Origin of the sequence: Shinella zoogloeoides, from assembly GCF_033705735.1 — a bacterium.
Taxonomy (GTDB): Bacteria; Pseudomonadota; Alphaproteobacteria; order Rhizobiales; family Rhizobiaceae; genus Shinella; species Shinella zoogloeoides_A.
In genome coordinates, this window is the sequence record NZ_CP131131.1 from 443,998 (window position 1) to 466,352 (window position 22,355).

The 22,355-nt window shown below is 62.4% G+C and carries 23 protein-coding genes; 19 read left to right on the plus strand and 4 right to left on the minus strand.

What is annotated here, in order from left to right:
- Window positions 1-84: 84 nt before the first annotated feature.
- Window positions 85-912, minus strand: coding sequence for an AraC family transcriptional regulator (locus ShzoTeo12_RS19745; protein ID WP_318913787.1), 828 nt, complete (start codon window positions 910-912; stop codon window positions 85-87).
- 257 nt (window positions 913-1,169) lie between these two features.
- A complete protein-coding gene (locus tag ShzoTeo12_RS19750; RefSeq protein WP_318913789.1) occupies window positions 1,170-1,376 on the minus strand; it encodes an FAD-dependent monooxygenase in 207 nt (68 codons plus the stop codon).
- Window positions 1,377-1,392: 16 nt separating this feature from the next.
- Between ShzoTeo12_RS19750 and ShzoTeo12_RS19755 the strand changes: the two genes are divergently transcribed.
- The 16 genes from ShzoTeo12_RS19755 (at window position 1,393) to ShzoTeo12_RS19830 (ending at window position 17,374) form a co-directional block, all read left to right on the plus strand.
- Complete coding sequence (locus ShzoTeo12_RS19755; protein WP_318913791.1) at window positions 1,393-1,584, plus strand: hypothetical protein; 192 nt, start codon at window positions 1,393-1,395, stop codon at window positions 1,582-1,584.
- Window positions 1,585-1,884: 300 nt separating this feature from the next.
- Window positions 1,885-2,412, plus strand: a complete 528-nt coding sequence (locus tag ShzoTeo12_RS19760) for an RNA polymerase sigma factor (RefSeq protein WP_318913792.1) — start codon at window positions 1,885-1,887, stop codon at window positions 2,410-2,412.
- A gap of 81 nt (window positions 2,413-2,493) precedes the next feature.
- Window positions 2,494-3,432 carry a FecR family protein gene (locus tag ShzoTeo12_RS19765; RefSeq protein ID WP_318913793.1) on the plus strand — a complete coding sequence of 313 codons (939 nt, stop codon included), beginning with the start codon at window positions 2,494-2,496 and terminating at the stop codon, window positions 3,430-3,432.
- A gap of 148 nt (window positions 3,433-3,580) precedes the next feature.
- Window positions 3,581-6,103 (plus strand): TonB-dependent siderophore receptor, encoded by a 2,523-nt coding sequence (locus tag ShzoTeo12_RS19770; protein WP_318913794.1) that lies wholly within the window; start codon window positions 3,581-3,583, stop codon window positions 6,101-6,103.
- Between the two features lie 270 nt (window positions 6,104-6,373).
- Entirely contained in the window at window positions 6,374-6,868 is a 495-nt protein-coding gene (locus ShzoTeo12_RS19775; RefSeq protein ID WP_318913795.1) for an RNA polymerase sigma factor, read from the plus strand.
- A gap of 135 nt (window positions 6,869-7,003) precedes the next feature.
- Entirely contained in the window at window positions 7,004-7,876 is an 873-nt protein-coding gene (locus ShzoTeo12_RS19780; protein ID WP_318913796.1) for a FecR family protein, read from the plus strand.
- 214 nt (window positions 7,877-8,090) lie between these two features.
- Window positions 8,091-10,574: a TonB-dependent siderophore receptor gene (locus ShzoTeo12_RS19785; protein ID WP_318914328.1), complete on the plus strand. Its 2,484-nt coding sequence runs from the start codon at window positions 8,091-8,093 to the stop codon at window positions 10,572-10,574.
- A gap of 142 nt (window positions 10,575-10,716) precedes the next feature.
- Window positions 10,717-11,922 carry a PepSY-associated TM helix domain-containing protein gene (locus ShzoTeo12_RS19790; protein ID WP_318913798.1) on the plus strand — a complete coding sequence of 402 codons (1,206 nt, stop codon included), beginning with the start codon at window positions 10,717-10,719 and terminating at the stop codon, window positions 11,920-11,922.
- Window positions 11,919-12,497 carry a thiamine pyrophosphate-binding protein gene (locus ShzoTeo12_RS19795; RefSeq protein WP_318913800.1) on the plus strand — a complete coding sequence of 193 codons (579 nt, stop codon included), beginning with the start codon at window positions 11,919-11,921 and terminating at the stop codon, window positions 12,495-12,497. The genes ShzoTeo12_RS19790 and ShzoTeo12_RS19795 overlap by 4 nt, the downstream gene beginning before the upstream one ends.
- Complete coding sequence (locus tag ShzoTeo12_RS19800; protein ID WP_318913802.1) at window positions 12,461-12,784, plus strand: hypothetical protein; 324 nt, start codon at window positions 12,461-12,463, stop codon at window positions 12,782-12,784. Before ShzoTeo12_RS19795 ends, ShzoTeo12_RS19800 begins: the two co-directional genes overlap by 37 nt.
- Entirely contained in the window at window positions 12,781-13,389 is a 609-nt protein-coding gene (locus tag ShzoTeo12_RS19805) for a DUF6162 family protein (RefSeq protein ID WP_318913804.1), read from the plus strand. Before ShzoTeo12_RS19800 ends, ShzoTeo12_RS19805 begins: the two co-directional genes overlap by 4 nt.
- Window positions 13,386-14,345 (plus strand): metal ABC transporter solute-binding protein, Zn/Mn family, encoded by a 960-nt coding sequence (locus tag ShzoTeo12_RS19810; protein WP_413251181.1) that lies wholly within the window; start codon window positions 13,386-13,388, stop codon window positions 14,343-14,345. The genes ShzoTeo12_RS19805 and ShzoTeo12_RS19810 overlap by 4 nt, the downstream gene beginning before the upstream one ends.
- A 20-nt stretch (window positions 14,346-14,365) precedes the next feature.
- Window positions 14,366-15,100: a metal ABC transporter ATP-binding protein gene (locus ShzoTeo12_RS19815; protein ID WP_318914330.1), complete on the plus strand. Its 735-nt coding sequence runs from the start codon at window positions 14,366-14,368 to the stop codon at window positions 15,098-15,100.
- Window positions 15,097-16,002, plus strand: coding sequence for a metal ABC transporter permease (locus ShzoTeo12_RS19820; protein ID WP_318913806.1), 906 nt, complete (start codon window positions 15,097-15,099; stop codon window positions 16,000-16,002). Before ShzoTeo12_RS19815 ends, ShzoTeo12_RS19820 begins: the two co-directional genes overlap by 4 nt.
- Entirely contained in the window at window positions 15,999-16,955 is a 957-nt protein-coding gene (locus ShzoTeo12_RS19825) for a metal ABC transporter solute-binding protein, Zn/Mn family (protein ID WP_318913808.1), read from the plus strand. The genes ShzoTeo12_RS19820 and ShzoTeo12_RS19825 overlap by 4 nt, the downstream gene beginning before the upstream one ends.
- A gap of 164 nt (window positions 16,956-17,119) precedes the next feature.
- Window positions 17,120-17,374 carry a hypothetical protein gene (locus ShzoTeo12_RS19830; RefSeq protein WP_318913810.1) on the plus strand — a complete coding sequence of 85 codons (255 nt, stop codon included), beginning with the start codon at window positions 17,120-17,122 and terminating at the stop codon, window positions 17,372-17,374.
- 487 nt (window positions 17,375-17,861) lie between these two features.
- On the opposite strand, the gene ShzoTeo12_RS19835 is transcribed toward ShzoTeo12_RS19830, so the two are convergent.
- Both ShzoTeo12_RS19835 and ShzoTeo12_RS19840 read right to left on the minus strand, forming a co-directional pair.
- The gene (locus tag ShzoTeo12_RS19835; RefSeq protein WP_318913812.1) at window positions 17,862-18,155 is read right to left on the minus strand and encodes a hypothetical protein; all 294 of its coding nucleotides are present in this window, start codon (window positions 18,153-18,155) and stop codon (window positions 17,862-17,864) included.
- Complete coding sequence (locus ShzoTeo12_RS19840; RefSeq protein ID WP_318913814.1) at window positions 18,152-19,120, minus strand: LysR family transcriptional regulator; 969 nt, start codon at window positions 19,118-19,120, stop codon at window positions 18,152-18,154. Before ShzoTeo12_RS19840 ends, ShzoTeo12_RS19835 begins: the two co-directional genes overlap by 4 nt.
- Before the next feature lie 159 nt (window positions 19,121-19,279).
- Here ShzoTeo12_RS19840 and ShzoTeo12_RS19845 point away from each other — a divergent pair, with 159 nt between their 5' ends.
- From ShzoTeo12_RS19845 to ShzoTeo12_RS19855, 3 genes are read left to right on the plus strand one after another with little or no spacing between them, the layout of a single operon-like run.
- Window positions 19,280-20,521, plus strand: a complete 1,242-nt coding sequence (locus ShzoTeo12_RS19845; RefSeq protein ID WP_318913816.1) for a hydantoinase/carbamoylase family amidase — start codon at window positions 19,280-19,282, stop codon at window positions 20,519-20,521.
- Between the two features lie 20 nt (window positions 20,522-20,541).
- Window positions 20,542-21,441, plus strand: a complete 900-nt coding sequence (gene puuE, locus ShzoTeo12_RS19850; protein ID WP_318913818.1) for an allantoinase PuuE — start codon at window positions 20,542-20,544, stop codon at window positions 21,439-21,441.
- On the plus strand, window positions 21,438-22,343 hold the full coding sequence (locus tag ShzoTeo12_RS19855; RefSeq protein ID WP_318913820.1) for an NAD(P)-dependent oxidoreductase: 906 nt from the start codon (window positions 21,438-21,440) through the stop codon (window positions 22,341-22,343). The genes puuE and ShzoTeo12_RS19855 overlap by 4 nt, the downstream gene beginning before the upstream one ends.
- Window positions 22,344-22,355: the final 12 nt, after the last annotated feature.

Genomic DNA, 22,355 nt, shown 5'->3' on the forward strand with positions numbered 1-22,355 from the left:
GGGTCTTCGCATGGGGCCGGCGGGAGGGACAATCGCAGGGCCGTTCGGGATCGCGGCAAAGACGTTCGGGAAACGGACTATCGGTCAGCGGGCCTTGCCGGCGATGGTGGTGGGCGCGACGCCGAAGCGGCGGCGGAACTCCGTGGCGAAATGCTGCGGCTGGTAGCCGACCCGCCGGGCGACACGGGCGATAGACGTCTCGCCGCCCTCCAGCAGCATACGGGCGGCATCCAGCCGGTTCGCCTTGACGAAGCCGTAGACGCTGGTGCCGAACAGCGCCTGGAAGCCGCTGCCCAGCTTCTTGGCATTCGTGCCGACCCGGCGGGCAAGCTCCGGCACGCTGGGCGGCGAGGCGAGTTCGGCAAGCAGGATGCTGCGCGCCTCGTGCACCCGGGCGATGTCGCGCGCCGGCCATCCTGCCGTGATGCCGGCATTGGTGGGCGCGGTAGCGTCATCGAGGACATGGGCGACCATCTCCATTGCCTTGCCGGTCATGTAGAGGCGGCGGGCCGGGCCTTGCAGCGGGCAGCCGAGCATCTGCCAGGCGATGGTGCGCGCCGCTTCCGGCAGGCAAAGGCGCGGATCCGGCGTCTTGCGCGAGATCAGCGCCAGCGTGTCGCCGCCGACCAGCGGTTCGGCCATCTCCGCTTCGATCTGCACGAAGACGGCCGCCACGCTGCCGTCGCGCAGGACGACATGGCGCGTCGCGACATCTTCGCTGGCGGAGAAGATGGTGCCGCCGCCGCTCTCCCATAGGTGCTCGCCGAAGCCTTCCTGCCGCACGGAAAGGCTGCCTTCCAGCAGGGTGCCGAGCCAATGGCCGGGCGGCGTGATGCTTTCCCATACCATTTCCCGCCGCACGCTGGCGGTCTCCAGGAAGATGTTGAGGCCACAGGCGCGGATGATCTCCACGGCGTTCTCCGAAGGAGAGGGATGCGTCACAACCGGCGTGAGGCCGTGTGCCGCGATGCATGTTTCAATCGGAGAACGATCACAATATATGACTATGATAGTCAAGTTATTTGTGCGTTTCCTCAATCGGGCTCCAGAGGCGGCGCCGCAAGCCGGCTCGATGTGAATCTGATGAAGGGACGCGACAGCATGACCGGGAGTATCCAGGACTGCACCCGCATGCCGAAGGCGCTCTGCGGAATGTAGTGCCCGCCGATCTAGCGTGAGACGGCCTGCATCTTCATCACCAGCGGCCGCATTCGGGCTTTGTAGCTTTCCAGCGCTTCCGTGTAGCCTTTGCGGGCAAGTTCCGCGGCGAGGATGTGGGCGCCGGCCATTGCGGTGCAGGTGCCCTGACCGGCGAAGGTAAGGCACCAGGCGGAATCGCCGAGCAGCGCGATGCGGCCTTTCGACCATTTCGGCACCTCGATCTGAGAAACGGTGTCGAAGAAGGCCTGGTCCCAGTCGATCGCCGAGCGCAGTGCCGAGGCGGCGGGTTACGGCCAATGGCCGAACTCTTGTTGCAACACGACCGGCCGTGGCGCAGCCCGCGTCCAGAGCGCGATCGAAGGCAATGCCAAGAAAGGTGGTTATGGCCTTGTTGATCTCATGGCGGCGTACAAGCCGAATTAACGCACCGAGTTCAAACTCAACGTCTACAACCTCCTGGACAGGTCCTACTACAAGAGCGTCGGCTATACGGACAATGCCAACATTCTCGGTGCACCGTGCAGCTTCATGCTGACCGGCACCCATAAGTTCTAGGTCACCGGGGCGGCCCGCCGGGCCGCCAGTTTGGGGAGAGAGGAAAGAATCCCGAACCTATAAACTTGACATTTTAATGCAACTTTATAGGTTCGGGGCTCCAACTGTCCGGACGTGCACTATCGGGTCGGCGGCTTGGGCACCGATTTCCCGCACGAGCCCGACGCAATGACCACCTCCGTAACCGACCTTCAAGACGACCTCATGTCGGTCTATCTGCGGCATTGGAAGATGCTGCGCAGCGCCTTGAAGCGCCGCACCGGTTCGCATGAACTGGCGGAGGAGGCGATGCAGGAGACCTGGATCCGCCTGTCGCGCATGAAGGACGAACCTGCCGTCATTCATGATCATCAGGCGCTTCTCCTGCGCATCGCCGGCAATATCGCCATCGATCTTGCTCGCCGGGAAAACCGCCATCGCGCCCGCTGCGTGAGCGACGACGCGCTTTACGAGGCGATCGCTGATACCTATCCCTCGCCGGAGGTCTTTGCGATCGACCGGGACCAGCTGCGGTTTCTGGCGCTGGCGCTGGCGGAGTTGCCGGCGAGAGCCCGCGAGGCCCTGCTGTTTAGCCGCTGCGATGGCCTCTCCCATCGTGAGATCGCCGGAAAGCTGCGTGTTTCGGAAAGCATGGTGGCGAAGTATCTGGCGCAGGCGCTGCGCCACTGCCGCAATCATTTTCGCGCGACCGCATGATCGTTTTGTTCTTCCGCTGCAAATCGGGACAGGCGGCATCGTCCTTGTTATAGGCTGATGCAAGTCGGAAGAGGGCGAGACGTGTCCGGGAAAAAACGGAAACAGGCAGATATTGCACTGAGCGATCAGGCGATCGAATGGCTTGTGCTGCTCCATTCGGGCAAGGCCGGTGATGTCGACCGTGCGGCCTTCGCCGCATGGCGCGAACGGTCCCCGGAGCACGCCCTTGCGGCCGAGGAGGCCGAAACCATCTGGCATGGCCTCGGTGTCGTGGGCAACGAGGCGCGGGGCAGGGGACGCCGCGTTACGACCCGCCGGGCACTTCTCGGTTCTGCCGGTGTCGTATTCCTTGGTGCTGCAGCCTATCGCTCGGGCCTTCTCGGCCCCGCGCTCTTTGCCGATTACACGACCGGGATGGGTGAGCAGCGGACGGAGACCTTGCCGGACGGTTCGACGGTGCGGTTGAATGCGCGCACTGCTCTGTCCTTTGATTTCACCCCCGGCCGGCGTTCGCTCACCCTCTACTACGGGCAGGCGACATTCTCCGTAACGCACGATCCCAGCCGGCCTTTCGTGGTTGCGGCGGCGAATGGGTCGACACAGGCCATAGGCACCGTCTTCGACGTGAACATGCGCCCCGCCGAAGTGGTCGTCACGGTGGTTGAAGGAACTGTCGCCGTCTCGACGGACGGGACCGGCGGCGAACGGGTTATGGCGAGTGCCAACCATCAGGTCCGCTATGCTATCGGCCATGCGTTGCACGCTGAGGCAGTGGATGCGGAGAGCGAAACAGCCTGGCGCCGCGGCAAACTCATCTTCAACGGCAAGCCTCTCGGTGAGGTCGTCGCGGAAATCCGGCGCTATCGCGGCGGCGAGATTGTCATCTTGAGCAACAGACTGCGTGCGCTGAAGGTGACAGGCGTGTTCGATCTCAACGATCCGGATGCGATCCTGCGCACCATCGAGGCGACTCTGCCTGTCCGCATCTCCTATCTGCCGCTTGTCACGATCCTGCGATAAGCGTTGTTGACTGAAAAATCATCTCTCTTGAAGTTCGCACTGCAAGATCGCTGATGCCGCGTCGTCCTTGGCTATGAGGGGACACGAGGCCAGCCGATCGGCGGGCACGAAGGTCCTTGGCATCGATGAGAGCAGGGGACGCAGTTTCATGGGCAAGATGACAGCAACGGTCGACGCGCGAGCGTCGTGGCGGAAAAAAGGATGGCTTGCCACGGCCGCGTGTTGCTTCGCGGTGGCGGGAGCGCCTGACATTGCCGGGGCACAGGCGAAGACGGCGCGGTCGGTAACCGCTGCTTTCGACATTCCCGCGCAGGATCTCGGCGCCGCGTTGACGCTCTTTTCAGATCGTGCCGGGCTGCGTCTTCTATTGCCTTCGAGTGTTGTCGGCGGGAAGAGAAGCACGGCCGTCTCGGCTGCACTGACCCGTGAACAGGCACTCGATCGCCTTCTCAGCGGCACCGGTCTCACCTACCGTTTTCCGGATGCAAGCACGGTCACCATCATCGACCCGGCAGCAACCGGCGCCACCGAGGGTGTCGATGATGGTTCGACGGAGCTTGAAACCATCACAGTTGTCGGCGCGGGCAATTCAGTCACCGAAGGCACGGGATCCTACACGACGGGAGCGATGGGCGCGGCAACCAAGCTGCCGCTCGCCGTCCACGATACGCCGCAGGCCGTTGCGGTCGTCACGCGGCAGAAGATGAACGATCAGGCCATGACGACGGTGGAGGATGTGGTCCGCAACTCGACCGGTCTCAGCCTGCGCAAGTGGGGTGGCGAGCGCCAGCGATACTATTCCCGCAGCTTCACGATCAACAATTTCATGCTGGACGGACTTCCGGTGAACTACGAGCCGGACACGTTCACCGACGGGACGCTGTCGATGTATGACCATGTCGAGGTTGTGCGCGGTGCGACGGGGCTGGTCACCGGCACCGGCGATCCGTCCGGCACCATGAATTTCGTTCGCAAACGGCCGGGCGACGAGGCGCAAACATCGGTCACGACCAGCATCGGCAGCTGGGCCAACTATCGTGGGGAACTCGATACCGGCGGCCCTCTCAATGAGGAAGGCACGATCCGAGGCCGTTTCGTCTCCGGCCTGCAGGACAAGAACAGTTTCATCCAGGACTACGAGAACAAGCGGCAACTCTACTACGGCACGCTGGAATTCGACCTGGGGGAAAGCACGACGCTCAGCCTGGGGGGCTATTACAACCGCGAGGACAATCCCGGTGCCGACTGGAACGGCCTCGGCACCAACCCGGATGGCACATTCCTCGACATCGACCGCTCAACCCGGTTGTCTCCGTCCTGGGCCTATTGGGATAAGGCTGGCGCAAGTGGCTTTGTCGAACTAGAACACGAATTCGACAACGGCTGGACGGCCAAGATTGCGGCGCGCGCGCTCGATACGACGATGGACATGAAGGGCACGTTCCTTCAGGTGCCGACCTACGATGCCGCTGGCAACACCGTTTATGCCATGCGTGGCGGTGCCTATGAATACGAGCGCGACCAGCGCAGTTTCGACGCCTACGCGTCCGGTCCCGTCGAGCTTTTTGGCCAGGAGCACGAGCTGGCATTCGGCGCAAGCCACCGGACCAGCGAGATCTATGACGTCGGATCCGCGTACAACACAGCGACGGGTGGCTTCGACCTGACGACGATCGATCCCTATACATGGGATCCACATTCATTCCCCATTCCGGATGTTCTCGGCTATTGGGGCAAGTGGTCGAGAACGCAGGAGGTCAAGGAGACGTCGGTCTACGGAACGGGGCGGTTTTCCCTGAGGGATGACCTCAAGCTCATCACCGGCGCCCGTCTCGATTGGTACCAATATCATTCGACGACGGACGATGCCGGCTGGATCGTCGACAAGACCTTCAGTCAGAACGCCCAGTTCACGCCCTACGCGGGGCTCATTTACGATATCGACGACACCTATTCGGTCTATGCCAGCTACACGAGCGTCTTCAAGCCGCAATCCGGCTATACCAGTGCGTCGGGTGGCGGTCTGGATCCGGTCACGGGCACGAACTACGAGGTGGGCGCCAAGGCGACCTTCCTCGACGAGCGCTTGAACATCGGCACCTCCCTCTTCTACACTCTTCAGGAGAATCTTCCCGAATCCTTGCCGAGCGCACAATGCGCAATCGGCTGGGAATGCTATCGGGGTGTCGGCGAGGTCGAGAGCAAGGGCATCGATTTCGAGGTGTCCGGTGAAATCCTGCCGCGCTGGAACCTGATGGCCGGCTACACCTATACGCATGCGCAGGTCACGAAGGATTCCGGCACGGGTGCTGTCGGAGACCTCTACAACACCTTTCTGCCGCAGCATCAGTTCAAGCTTTCCACCATGTACCATCTTCCCGACGAGATGGATAAGTGGCGGATCGGCGGCGCCCTGCGCTGGCAAAGCAAGATGACGTCCGTTTCGCTCAAGGACACCTGGCCCGCTCTCGGCGTGACGCCGGTCGTGCAGAAACCCTATGCCGTGCTGGATTTCGTGATCGGGTACAAGGTGAACGACACATTCGATCTTCAGCTGAATGTCAACAACGTGCTCGACAAGAAATACTACGAGAGCATTGGCGGCTTCGAAGGCTCGAACTCGTTCGGCGCACCTCGGAACTTCCTGCTCACCGCCAAGGCGACGTTCTGATATCCCCGGACACACGCGGCCGCTAGACGGCCGCGTGTGCCGCATGTGGTATTTTTGCTACGGCAAGCCACGAACGATCGATGTCGTCGGTGCATGCTTGTCTGCTTCGTTGATGGTCTCTGATGGGGGAAGTCGATGTTTTTCAATAAAAATATGAGTTTATAAATCAAGTTTATTCTTTACCTCTTAGAATCCCTCTAAATCAATGTGTTTGCATTCGAAAACCCGGTTCTCTAACCGGAAGGAGGAACTGTAAGGGGCAACTCTGCGATGACGTCGCGCGCTTTGGAGATCGCCAGACTATACGAGAAGGAGCATGGGCGTCTGCGCGCTTTCGTGCGCCGGATCGTCGGTAATCCGGCTGCGGCGGAAGATGTGGTTCAGCAAGTCTTCGCCAATATTCTTGGAAAAGCGGAACAACCGGTTGCCCCGAATGCGGCCTATGTCACTCAGGCGGTGCGAAACCTTGCGCTCAATCATCTGCGTGACACGCGTCGGCGCGGAGATATCGAGCAGGCGGGGCTCGATCTGGAACTGATCGCCGATACGAAGCCGTCTCCCGAGACAATCGCGCTCTACCGTAGTGAGCTGCGGCGGCTGCTGGAGGCCGTGGCCGCCTTGCCGCCGCGTCGGCGGGAAGCCTTCGTGATGAACCGCATCGAAGGGCTTTCCTATGACGAGGTGGCAAGCCGCATGGGCATATCGCGCAATACCGTGATTACCCAGATCGTTGCGGCGCTCGCCGAACTTGACCGCCGGCTCTAAAAAATACCCGCTGTCGGTCATTGGTTCCGGCGCGTGAAGTGTTTTAGGAGTGAAGGCAGACGCCCCTGCGGAAACAGCATGACGGACCCCGAGACAGACCCGATCTATCACGAAGCCCTCAAATGGCTCGTCCGGATGAAGGACGACAAGGCGAATGCGCAGGACCGGCACGCCTTCACGGCCTGGCTCGCCGCGAGCCCGGCCAATGTCGCGGCCTTCGAGCGGGCGTCGCGGCTATGGGACCGCTTTGATATCGTTAAGCCGGAATATGACCGCATGCGCGCGTCGGGCGGGCTCAGCCGCCGCACCTTGATGCTCGGCGGCTTTGCCATCCTCGCTGTGGGATCCGGCGGCTACGTTCTTTCCCGGCCCGGCTTCTTTGCTGACCATGCGACCGATGTTGCGGAACGACGGACATTGCAGCTTGCTGATGGCAGCGTCGTCGAACTCGGCAGCTATTCCGCTCTGTCCGTGCAGTTCAATGACCGGGAGCGGCGCATTGTGCTTCACCGCGGCGAGGCGTTCTTCCAGGTGGCGCCGGATCAGGGACGCCCCTTCATCGTCGAAGCCGGTCCGGGAGCCACGCAGGCACTCGGGACGGCCTTCGACATCAAGCTTGCGGATGACGCTGTTACGGTGTCGGTAACCGAACATGCAGTCGCCGTGGCGCTTGATGCCGGCAGGACCGTCGCTGTCGATGAAGGCTGGCAGGTGAGCTACAGCGCAAATGGGATCGGCGCGCCCAAGGCGGTGGACGGAGAGCAGGTCACTGCCTGGCGCAAGGACAGGATCGTCTTCGAAGACGTTCCGCTGCGGCGCGTCCTGCGCGAGCTGGAACGCTACCGGCGCGGCCGCATCCTACTCATGGATGACAGTATCGGCGACATGCCCGTCACCGCGATCTTCGAGACGCGGCAGGCCGAACAGGCCCTGCGGACGATCGCCGAAACCTTGTCGATCCGCGTCCTGAATCCCGGCGGCTTCGTCGCTGTCGTCTACCGCCGCTAGTCCGAAAATAATTTGCGCTATCGATCATTAGTCAGCCCTCGCCGGGTGTCTTTTTTCATGAGGGGCGCTCGATGGGCGCCTCCGCATGACAAATACGCCTGCTGTGGCAGGCCCATTGACGAGAGGTGATGCCATGGGGGCTGGATGGGGAACGGCAGGCGCGGGCGCTTGCGGTGAGCGCAAGCAACGCAGATCGGGGAGTGTTGCTCTCGTGATGATGACGAGCGGACTGGCCATAGCGGCCTCGCTCTACATGCCGGCCCATGCGCAGACGCCGACATCCGGTCGTACCGCGCGGGCGGCCGCATTCGCCATTCCCGCTCAGCCCTTGTCGAGCGCTCTGGTGCAGTTCGCCAATGCAACCGGCATTCAGCTTTTCTACGACGCCAATCTGGTTCGCGGTAAAAGCTCGGGCGGGGCGCAGGGGGCGCTGAGCCGCTCGGATGCGCTGAACAGGATATTGGCGGGCACAGGCCTCGTGACCCGCATCAACGGCAATACGGTGACGATTGTCGATCCGGTCGCCGCCGGGGCCGTCGGTAGCGCGGTTGACGGCTCGACTGCGCTCGAAACCATCACGGTCGGGGGCAGCGCAACCACCGAAGGCAGCAATTCCTATACGACCAGCGAGAGCACGATAGGCAAGACATCGGAGAGTCTGCGCGAGACGCCGCAATCGGTGACCGTCATTACGTCAAGGCAGATTCAGGATCGTGGCATTACCACCCTTGCCGAGGCGCTTGATACGGCAACAGGCGTGACCGTGACGCCTGACCAGTATTATGGCAGCGGGCGCTTTTTCTCGCGCGGGTTCGAAATCAATAACATCCGGGTCGATGGCGGGGCCGTGGGCGTGACGAGCGCTTTCGACACGATCTCGGCAGTCGATCTTGTGAAATATGACCGGGTCGAAGTTCTGCGCGGCGCCGATGGTCTTTATTCCGGCAATGGCGAAGCTGGAGGGGTGATTAGCCTCGCCCGCAAGCGCCCGCTCGATACATTCCAGGCATCGGGCGAACTGTCGGCCGGAAGCTGGAACACGGTCAAGTCCGTCTTCGACGTAACCGGGCCATTGACGCAGGGCGACGGCCTGCGTGGACGCTTCGTAGGCGCTTTCGATCGTACCGATGCTTTCTACGATATCAGCGACAGCCGGAACCTTGCGCTCTATGGCGTGCTCGAAGCCGACGTGACCGACAATACGAGCGTCATGCTCGGTGGGAGCTACGACAAGAAGGACAGCACGCCCTGGACGGTGGGCTTGCCGCGCTATGCCGACGGCTCGGCGATTGATTTTCCGATATCCACCAGCCTCGGGACGGATTGGAGCTATCTTCACCATGAGAACTGGGAGGTGTTCGGTGAAGTCAAACACGTATTTGATAACGGTTGGACATGGACCACGACCGGATCCTATGCCGGCCACAAATACGATGCCAAATATGGTTTCGTGACAGGGGTGGTCGACCCGGTCACGAAGGATGGCTTGTCCTACAACGGCTCCTACAATTGGGGCGACGGCTATCAGGTTCAGCTCGACACGCATGTGGACGGCGCGTTCGAAGCCTTCGGTCGAGAGCACGAAATCGTCGTCGGGCTGGATTACTCGAAGCACAGCTCCAATGTAAGACGCGGCGAATTCGCCGGACCTGCCGTCAATCTCGACGATCTCAAATCGTCCTATTGGTCGGACAGCGATACCCCCGCGTTCCCCTCCGACTATTACTTCAATTTCTACCCCTACGGAGAAGAGCATTATGGCGCCTATGCGCGCGGCCGGTTCGAGATCGCCGACCCGCTGCACGTCATCGTCGGCGCGCGATATGGCAACTATGGCATGACGTTCCATCGGGCGAGCTACAATCGCGATGGCTCGGTGAACTGGACGGAGGCGCTCGACTATAATGACAACGGCGTGCTGACGCCGTTTGGCGCGGTGACCTACGACATCACCGACCAGTGGACGGCCTATGCAAGCTATGCCGATATCTACAAGTCGCAGGCGCACTATCTCAGGGGACCTGAACCCGGCACGCCATTGGAGCCGGTGACCGGCCGAACTTACGAAGTGGGCCTGAAGGGCGAACTTCTGAATAGTGGCCTCAACACCGGCATCGCACTCTATCACACGACGAGGAATGGTGAGGCGGTTTACGATCCGACGTTCACCGGCGCCTACAATCCCGACAATGGCAGCAGTTGCTGCTACACGGCATCGGGCGACGTCGTCAGCCGGGGTATCGATCTTGAGATGAGCGGCGAGGTTGTCGACGGTCTTCAGCTGTTTGCCGGTTACACGCTGAACATTAATGAAAACAAAGGGGCGGACACGTTCTACGGCGCTATCACTCCAAAGCACCTCGTGAAACTGTGGGCCGCCTACAATCTGCCGGGCGAATATTCAGCCTGGACGCTGGGCGCCGGTGTGCGTGCCCAGAGCAGGACGACCGTGAAGGGTACCGAGTATGTTTCCGACGGTGCCGGTGGCTCGATCGGTATCCCCTACACCTTGTCCCAAGGGGCCTACGCGGTTGCGGATGTTAGCCTCCGCTATGACGTCAATGCAACCACGTCAGTGACCCTCAACGTCAACAACCTGTTCAACGAGAAGTACTTTTCGCAACTGGGTTCTCTGGCGAAGAACAACGTCTATGGCGAGCCGCGAAACTTCCTCCTGACGCTGCGTAGCACCTTCTGACAAGAGCCGGGACGGCGGTCGTGGTATCGGCCGCCGTCATATTGGAAAATTATTTCACTTTTGGAGGTGGGACACGGCTGGCCTCTGTTCGTCTAATACAGGAGAGCCACTGTCCACTTATGATCTTGGAAGTCTGGAATTGATGGAAACGACACGGCCGGCGAAGGAAAAGAAGAAGGCGACGCGCCTGTGGTTGATCGTCCATAGTTGGTTGGCCTTGCCGCTCTGGGTGTTGATCTTCTTCGTTTGTCTGACGGGAACGATCGCCACGGTGAGCCAGGAAATCGTCTGGCTGGCCAAACCGGAGGTGCGGGCGAACCGGCCGACATCCGATGCCGTGCCCTTGGGCTATGACGCCATCCTCGCAGCCGTCGAGGAGGCCGAGCCCGGCGTGGCGGTGAGCTTCATCTCGCGGCCGGTCAAATCGATCTTCGCGCTGGACGTCTTCGTGAGCTACCCGGACGGGCGCACGCGCTCGCTCTTCGTCAATCCGTATACGGGGGCGATCCAGGGTGTGGGCGGTGTGTTCGATTTCCGCTATTTCATGCGTGCGCTGCACGGCTGGCTGCTCGTGCCCTTCGTCGGCGCAACGAGTTGGGGGTGGTATCTGGTATCCGCCCTGTCCATCCCGATGCTGGGGTCGCTCGTGACAGGGCTTGTGGTCTACAAGAAATTCTGGCGCGGTTATCTCAATCCGCGCCTGCGATTGCGCAATGGCGCGCGTATCTTCTGGGGCGATTTCCATCGTCTCGCCGGTATCTGGTCGGTGCCGTTCATTGCCATCATGGCGGTGACGGCAGGGTGGTTCCTGATCCAGCAGATCCTTGCGGACAACAACATCACCGTATCGACGGCGGGTGTCCCGCCCGTCGTGGCGCGCGAAGACGTTCCGGCCGAAGGCGGCGCGAAGGCACCCTGGATTTCGCTCGACCGGGCAGGCGAACTGGTGCGGGAGAAATTTCCGGATCTGAGCCCGGATTTCGTCTCGCTGCCGAGCAATGCCTTCAGTCACATCGTCGTTGGCGGGCGGGGGGCCTATCCGCTGATCTTCGAGACGGCCAACGTCAACCCCTACAACGGCAAGGTCGAATGGGCGCGCCGCGTCTCCGACCGTTCGGCGCTCGAACTCGTGACCGAGAGCATGCGTCCGCTCCACACCGGTGATTTCGCGGGCCTCTGGCTGAAGCTTGTCTATTTCCTCTTTGGGCTGCTGCTCACCATGATGGTGTTCTCCGGCATGATGATCTGGTTGAAGCGCACGGCGCTTGCGACGGCCAAGCTGGTGCGTGACATCAGCGCGGATCGATCCCTGCCATCAGTTGACGGTGTGCGGGAGGCTGCGGAATGACGGGCGCGAAGGTCAAGACGAACCCGCATGCCGGCCTTCCCGGCGGGCGGCATCGCTGGTGCTTTCATCTGAGCGCGCTGCTGCTTGTTATCCCCATCTTGCTCGGCCCGAAATTTTTTCGGGAAGAGGCGTTGTTCTTCGGCGATTCCGGTCTCGGCCAGCGGGAGCTCGGCGAGAAGGCGATTGGTCCCTGGCATGTGCATATTGCGGAATACATGACCAGCGCGCCGACCGATCAGGGCCTTGCCGGTCACATGAAGACCTTCGCGATCCGCTGGAACCCCGGGGATGCGGATCATATCAAGGCGAGCTATTTCCGGATCGGAAAGCCGCGCTCGCTACGTGCCGCCGGCGTCGTCCTGTCGGGCGGTCCCTATCGCCAGATGGCGGATGTGCCAATCCCCGAGCGCGCGAAACCCGCCGATGCCCTGTGGCTTACCGTCGAAGGATGGGACGGCACGGTGCATCAGGCGGCTATCTCCCTCGATGAAGCATCCCCCGCCACAATCGTGTGGCTGAAACAGCGCGGAGAGACGCGATGCGAAACCGAATTTTTTGGCTCGCTGCCGTGCTGACCGCAGTGATCGCCTCGCCGGCTTCGGCTCACTACCCCTACTGCACTTGTGCGCTTGAGGATGGCAAGGTGGCCTGCAAGGGCGGCTTTTCGGACGGAACGGGCGCCGAGGGTGTGACGCTTGACGTCATCTCCTATGACGAGCAGATATTGGTTCCCGGCAAGTTCGGGTCCGATTCCGTCGTGCGCTTCGACCGGCCATCCGGCGAATTCTACGTGCTCTTCGATGCCGGTCCCGGCCATGTCGTGGAAGTGGACTGGCGGGATATTGACGGGCTCGCCCCATGACCCTGGAGAATGGTAAGCGTGTCCTCGTCCGCCCTGCCGGTGCCGAGCGGGAGACGCTCTTCGTCATGTTGCTCTGTGTCGCCATCGTGCTTGTCGCGGGAACGGTGGTTAGCCTGCGCACGCGCGCGCCGGACGTGGTGTCGATTGCCGAATGGCAGGTCGATGCCCGCGATGGGCTGACGGCGGCCGAGCAGGGTCTCAATGCGGATATGAAGGTGGCAGCGGACGAGATCGCCTCCGTGCTTGCCGCCGGCAGCGTGCCGACGCCGGAAGAGCTTGCCGAGGAGGCACTGCCACCCTTTACCAAGGATGCGACGAGCAAGGGACGCGGCGATCATGTCTGGAGCCTGGTGCCGGCCGATAGTGCATTTGCCGGCTGGCTCGGTACGACGGCATCGGCCGAGACCGCCGGCTCGCTGCTTCTGCGCATCGCGACGGCCGAAGATGGGCATGGGCACGCTGAGGAGGGTGCTTCTTCCGTCTGGCTGTACCGTTCAGCGGATGCTGCCGTTTCCGGCTTGTCCAACGAGGCATTGATCGCTTCCGGTTGGAAGGAAATCGTCAGCCGCTACGATGCATCAGTGACACGAGGAGCCGACCAATGACGTTTCTCCTCTCGCGGCGCACGCTCTTGGCGGGTGCGATGGCCCTCTCCCTTTCCACTGCGCAGGCCGCAACTCCCGCAGCCGCGAGGAAGCTCAGGGTCGGCGTGACGCTGCACCCCTACTATTCCTATGTCGCCAATATCGTCGGCGACAAGGCCGAGGTGGTGCCGCTCATCCCGGTCGGGTTCAATCCGCACGCCTACGAGCCGCGTGCCGAGGATATCCGCCAGATCGGTACGCTCGACGTGGTGGTGCTGAACGGTATCGGCCATGACGACTTCGCCGAACGCATGATCGCGGCTTCGGAGAAACCGTCCATCCCGATCATCGAAGCCAATCGCGACGTGCCGCTGCTGGCAGCCGTCGGTGGCGTTTCGAGCCGCATGGGCAACAGCCGCACGATTTCCGGCCAGGTGGTCAATTCGCACACCTTCCTGTCGATTGCCGGTGCCATCCAGCAGGTCCAGACGATTGCCCGCGAGCTTGGCAAGCTCGATCCGGATAATGCCGCCGACTATACGAACAATGCCCGCGTCTATGCGAAGCGCCTGCGGAAAATCCGGGCTGCAGCACTCTCCGAACTCACCGCGATGCCCGGCGCCAGCTTCCGTGTCGCGACGATCCATGGTGCCTACGACTACCTGTTGCGCGAGTTCGGCCTCGAGGTGACGGCGGTGGTCGAGCCGGCGCATGGCATCGAACCCAGCCCGGCGCAGCTTGCAAAGACCATCGACGCGATCAAAGCGCTCGACGTGAAGGTCATCTTCTCCGAGCTGAATTTTCCCTCGACCTATGTCGAGACCATCGAGCGCGAGACGGGCATCAGGCTCTATTCGCTTTCCCACATCATCTACGGCGATTACCGGTCGGAAAAGTTTGAGGTCGAGATGGCCGAAAACTTTTCGACGGTGGTGAAGGCGATCCGCGAACAGGGCGGCGCGGAGGCGGGCCCGTGAATGCATTCATCCCACAGCCTGTGCCTTCCGGAACGGTTGTTCGATCAGGTCCTGCCATCGTGTTCGACCGGGTCTCGCTGGTGCTTGGGCGCACCGAGGTTCTCTCCGACGTCTCACTTCGGGGCGAACCGGGTACGGTGCATGCAATTGTCGGCCCCAATGGAGGGGGCAAGTCCTCGCTGATCCGCTGCCTGCTCGGCCAGGCGCCGCATACGGGCGCGATCGCCATCGACTGGCCGCGCGAGCCGGGCCGGATCAGCTATGTTCCGCAGGCGCTGGAGTTCGACCGCGGTCTGCCGATGACGGTCATGGATTTTCTGGCTGCCCTCGTGGCGAACCGGCCGGCGTTCCTGTCGCCGAAAGCATCGGTTAAGGCGATGATTCTTGCAGCGCTGGCTGAGGTTGGCATGGAGGGCAAGGCCGGGCGGCGCATGGGGGCCCTTTCCGGCGGAGAGCGCCAGCGTGTGATGATGGCACAGGGCCTGATGCCGGCGCCTGATCTCCTCGTGCTTGACGAACCGATGGCAGCGCTCGATGAGGCGGGCGCGCGGATTTTCGAAAGACTGATCAACGTCCTGAAGGCGCGCGGTACCACGATCCTCTGGGTCGAACATGACCTTGCCGCCGTCCGGCGGCTCGCCGGCCGCGTGACCGGCCTCAGCCGCACCGTGCTTTTCGATGGTCCGCCGGAGGCGGAGCTGACCCCGGAACGGGCGCTGGCGCTGTTCTCGCACCGGGCGGGAGGTGCGGCATGAGCGTTTGGTTCGAGGCTTTCCGCCAGGCTGTGATGGCGCTCGCGGCGAACGGGTACGTGCCGCCCTCGCTCGCCTATGGTTTTGCGGTCAATGCGTTGCTGGCCGGCCTCATCGCCGGGCCGGTGCTGGGCGGGCTTGGCACGCTGGTGGTGGTCAAGCGGCACGCCTTCTTCTCCGAGGCCGTCGGCCATGCGGCGCTGACGGGCGTGGCCATCGGTATTCTATTCGGCGAGCCCTATGCCGGACCCTATGGTTCACTGTTCGGCTATTGCCTGATCTTCGGCATCGCGCTCAACTATCTGCGTAACCGCACCGGCCTCTCGGCCGATACGCTGATCGGCGTGTTTCTCTCGATGTCGCTGGCGCTCGGCGCCAGCATCCTTCTCGTGCTGGCGGGCCGGATCAACATCCACATCCTGGAAAACGTGCTGTTCGGCTCGATCCTGACCGTGTCCGGCACGGATATCGCCATTCTCGCCGGTGTCGGCCTGCTTGTGCTGACATTGACGGTTCTGTTCTTCAACCGCTTCATGGTGGCGAGTTTCAATCCGACGCTGGCGGCGGTGCGCGGGCTGCCGGTGAAGGCGCTCGACTATCTCTTCGTCATGCTGGTGACGGTGGTGACGGTGGCGAGCGTTAAGATTATCGGTGCCATTCTGGTCGGCGCGCTGCTCGTCATTCCCGCAGCCGCGGCGCGGACTGTTTCAACTTCGCTCAAGAGCTTCTTCGCGCTCTCCGTCCTCTTCGCGCTCGTCGCGACGGTTGCCGGTATCATGATCCCCATGGAACTCGACCTGCCGATCCCCTCGGGAGCCGCGATCATCCTGTCGGCCGGCTTCCTGTTTCTCGGCTGCACGGCCGCCCGCGCGCTGCTTCCCGCTCTCAAAGGAGATGCCGCATGAGCGGATTGCTTTCTCGGCGGACCATGCTGTCCACCATGATTGCCATGCCCGCCCTGAGCCGGCCGGTCGCGGCGTCGCAGGAGACGCGCGCGGCGAAAGTGTTGACGGCGCATCCTGCCGCCTTCGCGCTGACATCGTTGCTCGTTCGGGAGAGCGGCATCACCGTGGAGGCGATCCAGCCGATAAAGCTGCCGGCGACGCGGCTCGCCTCCTATCTTTCCGGGCGGGGCAAGGCGGCTCTGGAAAAGGCGGCCGGGGATGCAGATGCGGTCATCACCTTCCGCTCCTTCTGGCCGGAGGATCCGTTCTATCCCCATGCGCGCCGCAGCAATATCCGCATCGTCGAGATCGATGCCGGCCGCCCGCTCGATGGCGCACTCAACGGCATCGCCATCGCTGGACCCTCGGATGACGATGCTATCTATGCCGCGCTAGACCTCGCGCCGATGCCGGCGACGGGTGAAGGCTCAGCCCCTTGGCTGGCGCCGAGCAGTCTCGGCCGCATGGCCGACGTGCTCGCAGCCGATCTATCCCGCCTGGACCCTTCTTCCGCGGTGGCCATCGCCACCAATCTTGCCGCGCTGAAACAGAAGCTTCTCGCCCTCAAGGCCCAGAGCGACGTGGCCCTTGCCGAGGCCGACGACCTTACCGCCATCGCGCTCTCGCCACATTTCGCCTATCTCTCCACCGATCTGGGTATCGACCTGCGGGCGTCGATCACCGCAGCCCCGAACGAATGGACACCCGAACGCGCGGCCAAACTGGCGGACTGGCTGAAGACCAATGACGTATCGGTCGTCTTTCTGGATAGCGAAACTGGGCCGGCGCTTCTGGATACCCTGAAAGGGTACAGGCTTGTCAGGCTTTCTATCGTTGAAGGAGAAGAGCCCGACATCGCTGCGACGGTGGAGCGCAACATCGCCTCGCTTCGGGCTGCATTCCTGCCGCGATAAACCGCCAGCATTCGGTCGAATGCCGGCGGATGGGTTTCTGCTACCACTTGTAACCCAGGCGCATGCTGATCTCTCGACCCGGTGCGTCGGTGGTGAAGGCGTTGTCGACATAGGCGTATAGTCGCTCGGCTTCCTACAATGCGACCGGCCTTGAGATACCAAGGATGTCCCACGGCGCCCTGCTGGTCCTTGATGACTACTATGGCGCCATTCTCCGCCTCGCCGATGACGCGAAGGAATCCGATCCGGTTTTCCGCAAGCTCAAAAACTACGCCCGAACCCAGAATTACTACTGTCTCTGGGGGCTGGTCCCCGGCGCGATCTCGGATGAGGCAAGTCCTTTCAACGAGTGTTCGCATGACTATCTGTCGGGCGCTCGAATGTTGCTGCTGCAAATGAGAGGGATGCCGAGTGTCTAAGATGCCGCGAGCGACATGATTTCCACGGTCGATGCCGAAATGGTGCTCCGCGGTAGCGCTCTCATTCTCTGTGAATACTCGGCGGAACCTTTCTACGCCGGCGGATTCATCACGCCGCATTGGGGAATGCTAGCTGAACACCCACCAAGCTTTCCTAGCTGTAATGTCTCCGATTCCGCTAATAATCCTGTTTTGGCGTGTAGGGAGGAAAACGCTCCGAAGCGCAGTTATCTCCGGTCGACGAAGGGGCAAAGACCTATCTGCTTGGAAGCGTCCGCCGCCCGCCGCCGTCTTGTCATCGAAATTGATGAGGGCGGCTTCAAGCCGGTGGGCTGAAGCCCGGAAGCATCGACAATGCCGCTGGCTCGACAAGCGTGCCGTGATGACGGTTGAGGCGACTGGCCGTCTGAGTCAGCTATCTGCATTGCCGATGTAAAGCATTCGGGGAACATCGATCAGCTGACCTAAGGCAAACAAGGCCGTCTTTTCAGCTACCGCATGCGCGAACCTCGCAGGCCTGCGTGGTGACCGTTGCCACCATTGTCTCCGCGATGTCGATTTCAGTGACGATCCGGTCGCCACCGGCAAGCCCGCCGGCCATGTTGATCAGGACCGCTTCGGGCGGTTGGCCGGGGAAGGGTCTCGGAAGGCGGATCTTGACGCAGCCTTCCTGGTAGAGCGTCCTCAGCCAAGCCGCCCCATGGCGGCGGTGGAAGGCGAGCCGGGCATGGCCTTCGGCGCGCTGCAGCCGCGGCGGCGCGGCCTGCGAAGTAAAGATCATATGGTCTGATTGGGTGGAGATTGATGGTGACCGTCATGCGCAACGGGAGGGTCGGTCTCGGCGCCGGAGCGAGCATCGCCTTTTCCGTTGGCCGCCACAACAGCCTCAGCGGTTCCCTCCAACAACTGATGGGCCGGCAGCCCATTGTTGATCGGCCTTATCGAATAGATCTGCAAGGGAGCCGACTTCGGATCGGAGCGCAGCCGCCTCAGCCGCCCGTGCTCGAGTTCAAACTGATAGAGCCGCTCGGGCAGATAAGCGAGCCCCAGACCGGCGATCACCAGGTCGGCTGCCGTGCGGAATGTATTGCAAATTGTCAGGTTACGGAAATGCACGTCGTTCGTCGTTATCCAGTTCAGGGTCGAGCCCCGGAACTGCCATTCCCGCGAGGTGGCGACGACTGGCAGTTCGCTGAGGCTCCGCGGTGTGATTGTGTCCGGTATCTCGGGAACGGACGGACTGCACATCCAGCAGAAATCGATCGACTCGAGGATCGTGGATGCAAATCTGGATTGGGGCATTTCGCAGGCTGCGAAGGCCATGTCGAGAACTCCCGCATCGAGCTTTTCCTCGATGACATGCGAAAGCGCGACCTCGATCTCGAGTTGCAGCCGCGGATAGGTGCGGCGCACCACGCTGATCAGTTCGGGCAGCCAGGTCAGGGCGACGATCTCGGCCACGCCAAGCCGGATATAGCCGACCACTTCCTCCTTGGCTGCCGCCGCCTGCCGGAAGCGTTCGGCGGCCAGCAGGATCTCCTCGGCAAAGGGCATCAGCAGCACGCCCTGGTTGGTCAGGCGCGCCGTCCGTTGCGAGCGATCGAACAGCGGCACGCCGATGCGCATCTCCAGTTCCTGGATGCGCATGGAGACGGCGGATTGAGTTGCGTTCAGGCGATGGGCGGCTTGAGCGAAGCTGCCCAGCCGTGCGGCCCAATAGAACGTCTCGATATGCCGGTGGTTCATGCCCGCTCCCGAAGCTTTCGAGGATACTTCAATTTTCCTGATATTTCGTCAATCAAAGAATTCGTTTTTCTTGAGATACCCCGCGTGGAATGAATTTCGTACCGCCCGGCTATGGTCGTGGGCCTGCTGCTGGACAAATACGAGAGACAGCGAGGAAACGTGTCTACCAAGTACATCGAGATCGACCCAGCATTCGTCGAGAAAACAATCCTGGAAATTTCCGCGTTCGGGGCAGTAGGGGAGACGGGAATTTCCCGCACGGTCTATTCGTCGGAATGGGTCGGGGCGACGGATTACTATGCCGATGCCTGCGCTGCGGCGGGGCTGGAGGTTCACCGGGACGCAGTGGGCAACGTCTGGGGCAGGCTGAGAGGATCGACGAACGAGAAATCGGTCGCCTCCGGCTCCCATATCGATTCCCAAACGCCCGGTGGCCGCTATGACGGAACATTGGGTGCGCTGGCCGCGCTCATCGCCCTCAAGGCATTGAAGGAACAGTTCGGCACGCCGAGGCGGACGATCGAGGCCGTTGCGTTCTGCGAGGAGGAATCCAGCCGGTTCCCGAATGCGAACTATTGGGGCTCACGCGCCGTTACCGGGCGCATCTCGCCTGAGGATCCCGAGCGCGTCATCGCCTTTTCCGGCGAGACCATCGCGCAGGCGATGCGCGATGTCGGGCTCGATCCGGCGCGCATCCCCGAAGCGCGCCGCGACGACATTGGCAGTTTCGTCGAACTGCATATCGAGCAGGGCCCCATCCTCGAACAGGCCGGCCTTCCCGTCGCCATCGTCGATGCCATCACCGGTATCCGCCATTACCGCGGCGAGATCAGGGGCGTGCAGAACCACGCCGGCGCCTTCCCGATGGACATTCGCCACGACCCGCTTGCCGGGTTCGCCGAAATCGCCTCGGGGATGATCAACACGGCCCACCGCATCGGCCGGCCGGCCGTCACGACGATCGGCCGCGTCGTAGTCGAGCCGAATTTTCCGGGCATCATCCCCGCCAAGGTCGGCTTTACCATCGATGCGCGCCATCCCGATCCGCAGGTGCGAGACAGGCTCTACGCGATGCATGAGGGGCTGATGCACGAGGTCGCCGCGCGGCGCGGCCTGGAGATCGACTGGGAGGTCATGCTCGATCACAAGCCCTCTCCGTCCGATCCCGCCATTGTGTCGACCCTCCAGCGTGTCGCCGCCGAGCAGGGTGTGCCATTCATGACGATGGCCAGCGGTGCCGGCCACGATTCGCAGCAGATGGCGGCCATTGCGGACGTCGCGATGATCTTCGTCCGGTCGAAGGACGGCCGGAGCCATACGCCGGATGAATTCTCGTCGATCGAGGATATCGTGGCCGGGGTTCGCGTGTTGGCCGCGGGGCTGCATGCCTTGGCATATTAAGGAACAAAAGGAGACATCCCATGGCCTATCCGCGTGACCTTAAAGGTTATGGACGCAATCCGCCCGATCCCTCGTGGCCGGGCGGCAAGAAGCTCGCCGTGCAGTTTGTCATCAACTATGAGGAGGGTGGCGAGAACTCGGTTCTGCACGGGGATCGGCAGAGCGAGGCGTTCCTCACGGAGGAGCCGACGCCCGCCTTCGCGAACATCCGCAACATCAATGTCGAGTCGCAATACGAATATGGCAGCCGCGTCGGCTGGTGGCGGCTCTACCGGATGTTCACCGAGCGGAATTTTCCGGTGACCATCTTCGGCATCGCGGCGGCATTGCAGAAGAATCCTGAAGCCGTGGCCGCAATGAAGGAGGCGAATTTCGAGATCGCCTCGCACGGGCTGCGCTGGATTCAATATGCCGAAATGCCCGAGGAGCAGGAGAGGGCGCAGATCGCCGAGGCGATCCGCATCCATACCGAGGTGACGGGATCGCGGCCGACCGGCTGGTATACCGGGCGGATGAGCATCAACACGCGCCGCCTGCTCATCGAGGCCGGCGGCTTCACCTACGATGCCGACTCCTTCGCCGACGACCTGCCCTACTGGGTCGAGGTGGAGGGGCAGGATCATCTCGTCGTGCCCTATACGCTGGACAACAACGACGGACGCTACGTGAACACCTTCGGCTACCAGTCGCCGAGCTTCTCCGCCTACCTGATCCAGGCGTTCGACTTTCTGCGGAAGGAAGCGCAGGTTTCTCCGCGAATGATGAGCATCGGCCTGCATACCCGGATCGTCGGCCGGCCCGGCCGGGCGGCGGATCTGGAGCGGTTCCTCGATCACGTCGCGGCCGCGGACGACGTCTGGGTCACCCGCAGGATCGACATCGCCGACCATTGGCGCAAGACGCATCCGCCCCGGTCATGAGCGGCGTCGTTCTCGTCACCGGTGCGGCCGGTCTCGTCGGGAGAGCCGTGGCCTCCACGCTTCGACGGGGCGGGACCGCGGTGCTTGGCCTCGACCTTGCCGGCGATCCGCAAGGCGACGTGATTGCCTGCGATCTGTGCGACGCGCGGCAGCTCGCGGCGATCACGCATTCCCGTGAATTCGCGGCCATCGTCCATTGTGGCGCGGTCTCGGGGCCCGCCCTGCACCGGGACGATCCCGGCCATGTGGCGCGGACGAACATCGAAAGCACCGTGAACCTGCTGGAACTCGCCGTCGCGCGCGGCGTACCCCGTTTCGTCTTCGCCTCCTCGGCTGCCGTCTATGGTCGGACGCCGGAGGATGTGGTGGTGGAAGAGGAGCGGCCGTTGCATCCGGCCTCGGTCTATGCCGCCACCAAGGTTGCCGGCGAGGCGCTGGTCGAGGCCTTTTCACGCCAATACGGCCTTTCGGGCGTGAGCCTTCGCATCGCGGCTGTCTACGGGCCGGGCCGCAGGACGCCCTGCGTCATCCGGGACATGATCCTCGCAGGGCAGGAGGAAAGATCGGTCACGCTGCCTCATGGGCGCGACCGGCGCTACCACTACATCCATGTCGAGGATGTCGCCGAGGCCATCGTGGCGGCCGCTCGCGCCGGTTCCATCCGGAAGCCCGCCTACACGATCGCGTCGGATCGGGGCATCACGATGGGTGCATTGGCAGAGCTTGTCCGGATGATCGTACCGGGACCATCCGTCTCGGTCGGCGTAGGGGACGACCCGCTCTCCGATCCGCAAGGTCCGTACGATCTGGATGCGGCGGCCCTGGATCTCGGTTGGCGCGCGCGTATCACCCTGCCGGAGGGTATCCGGTCATACGCGGCCGCACTACTTCAGGAAACTTGAAGCGTCTTCATC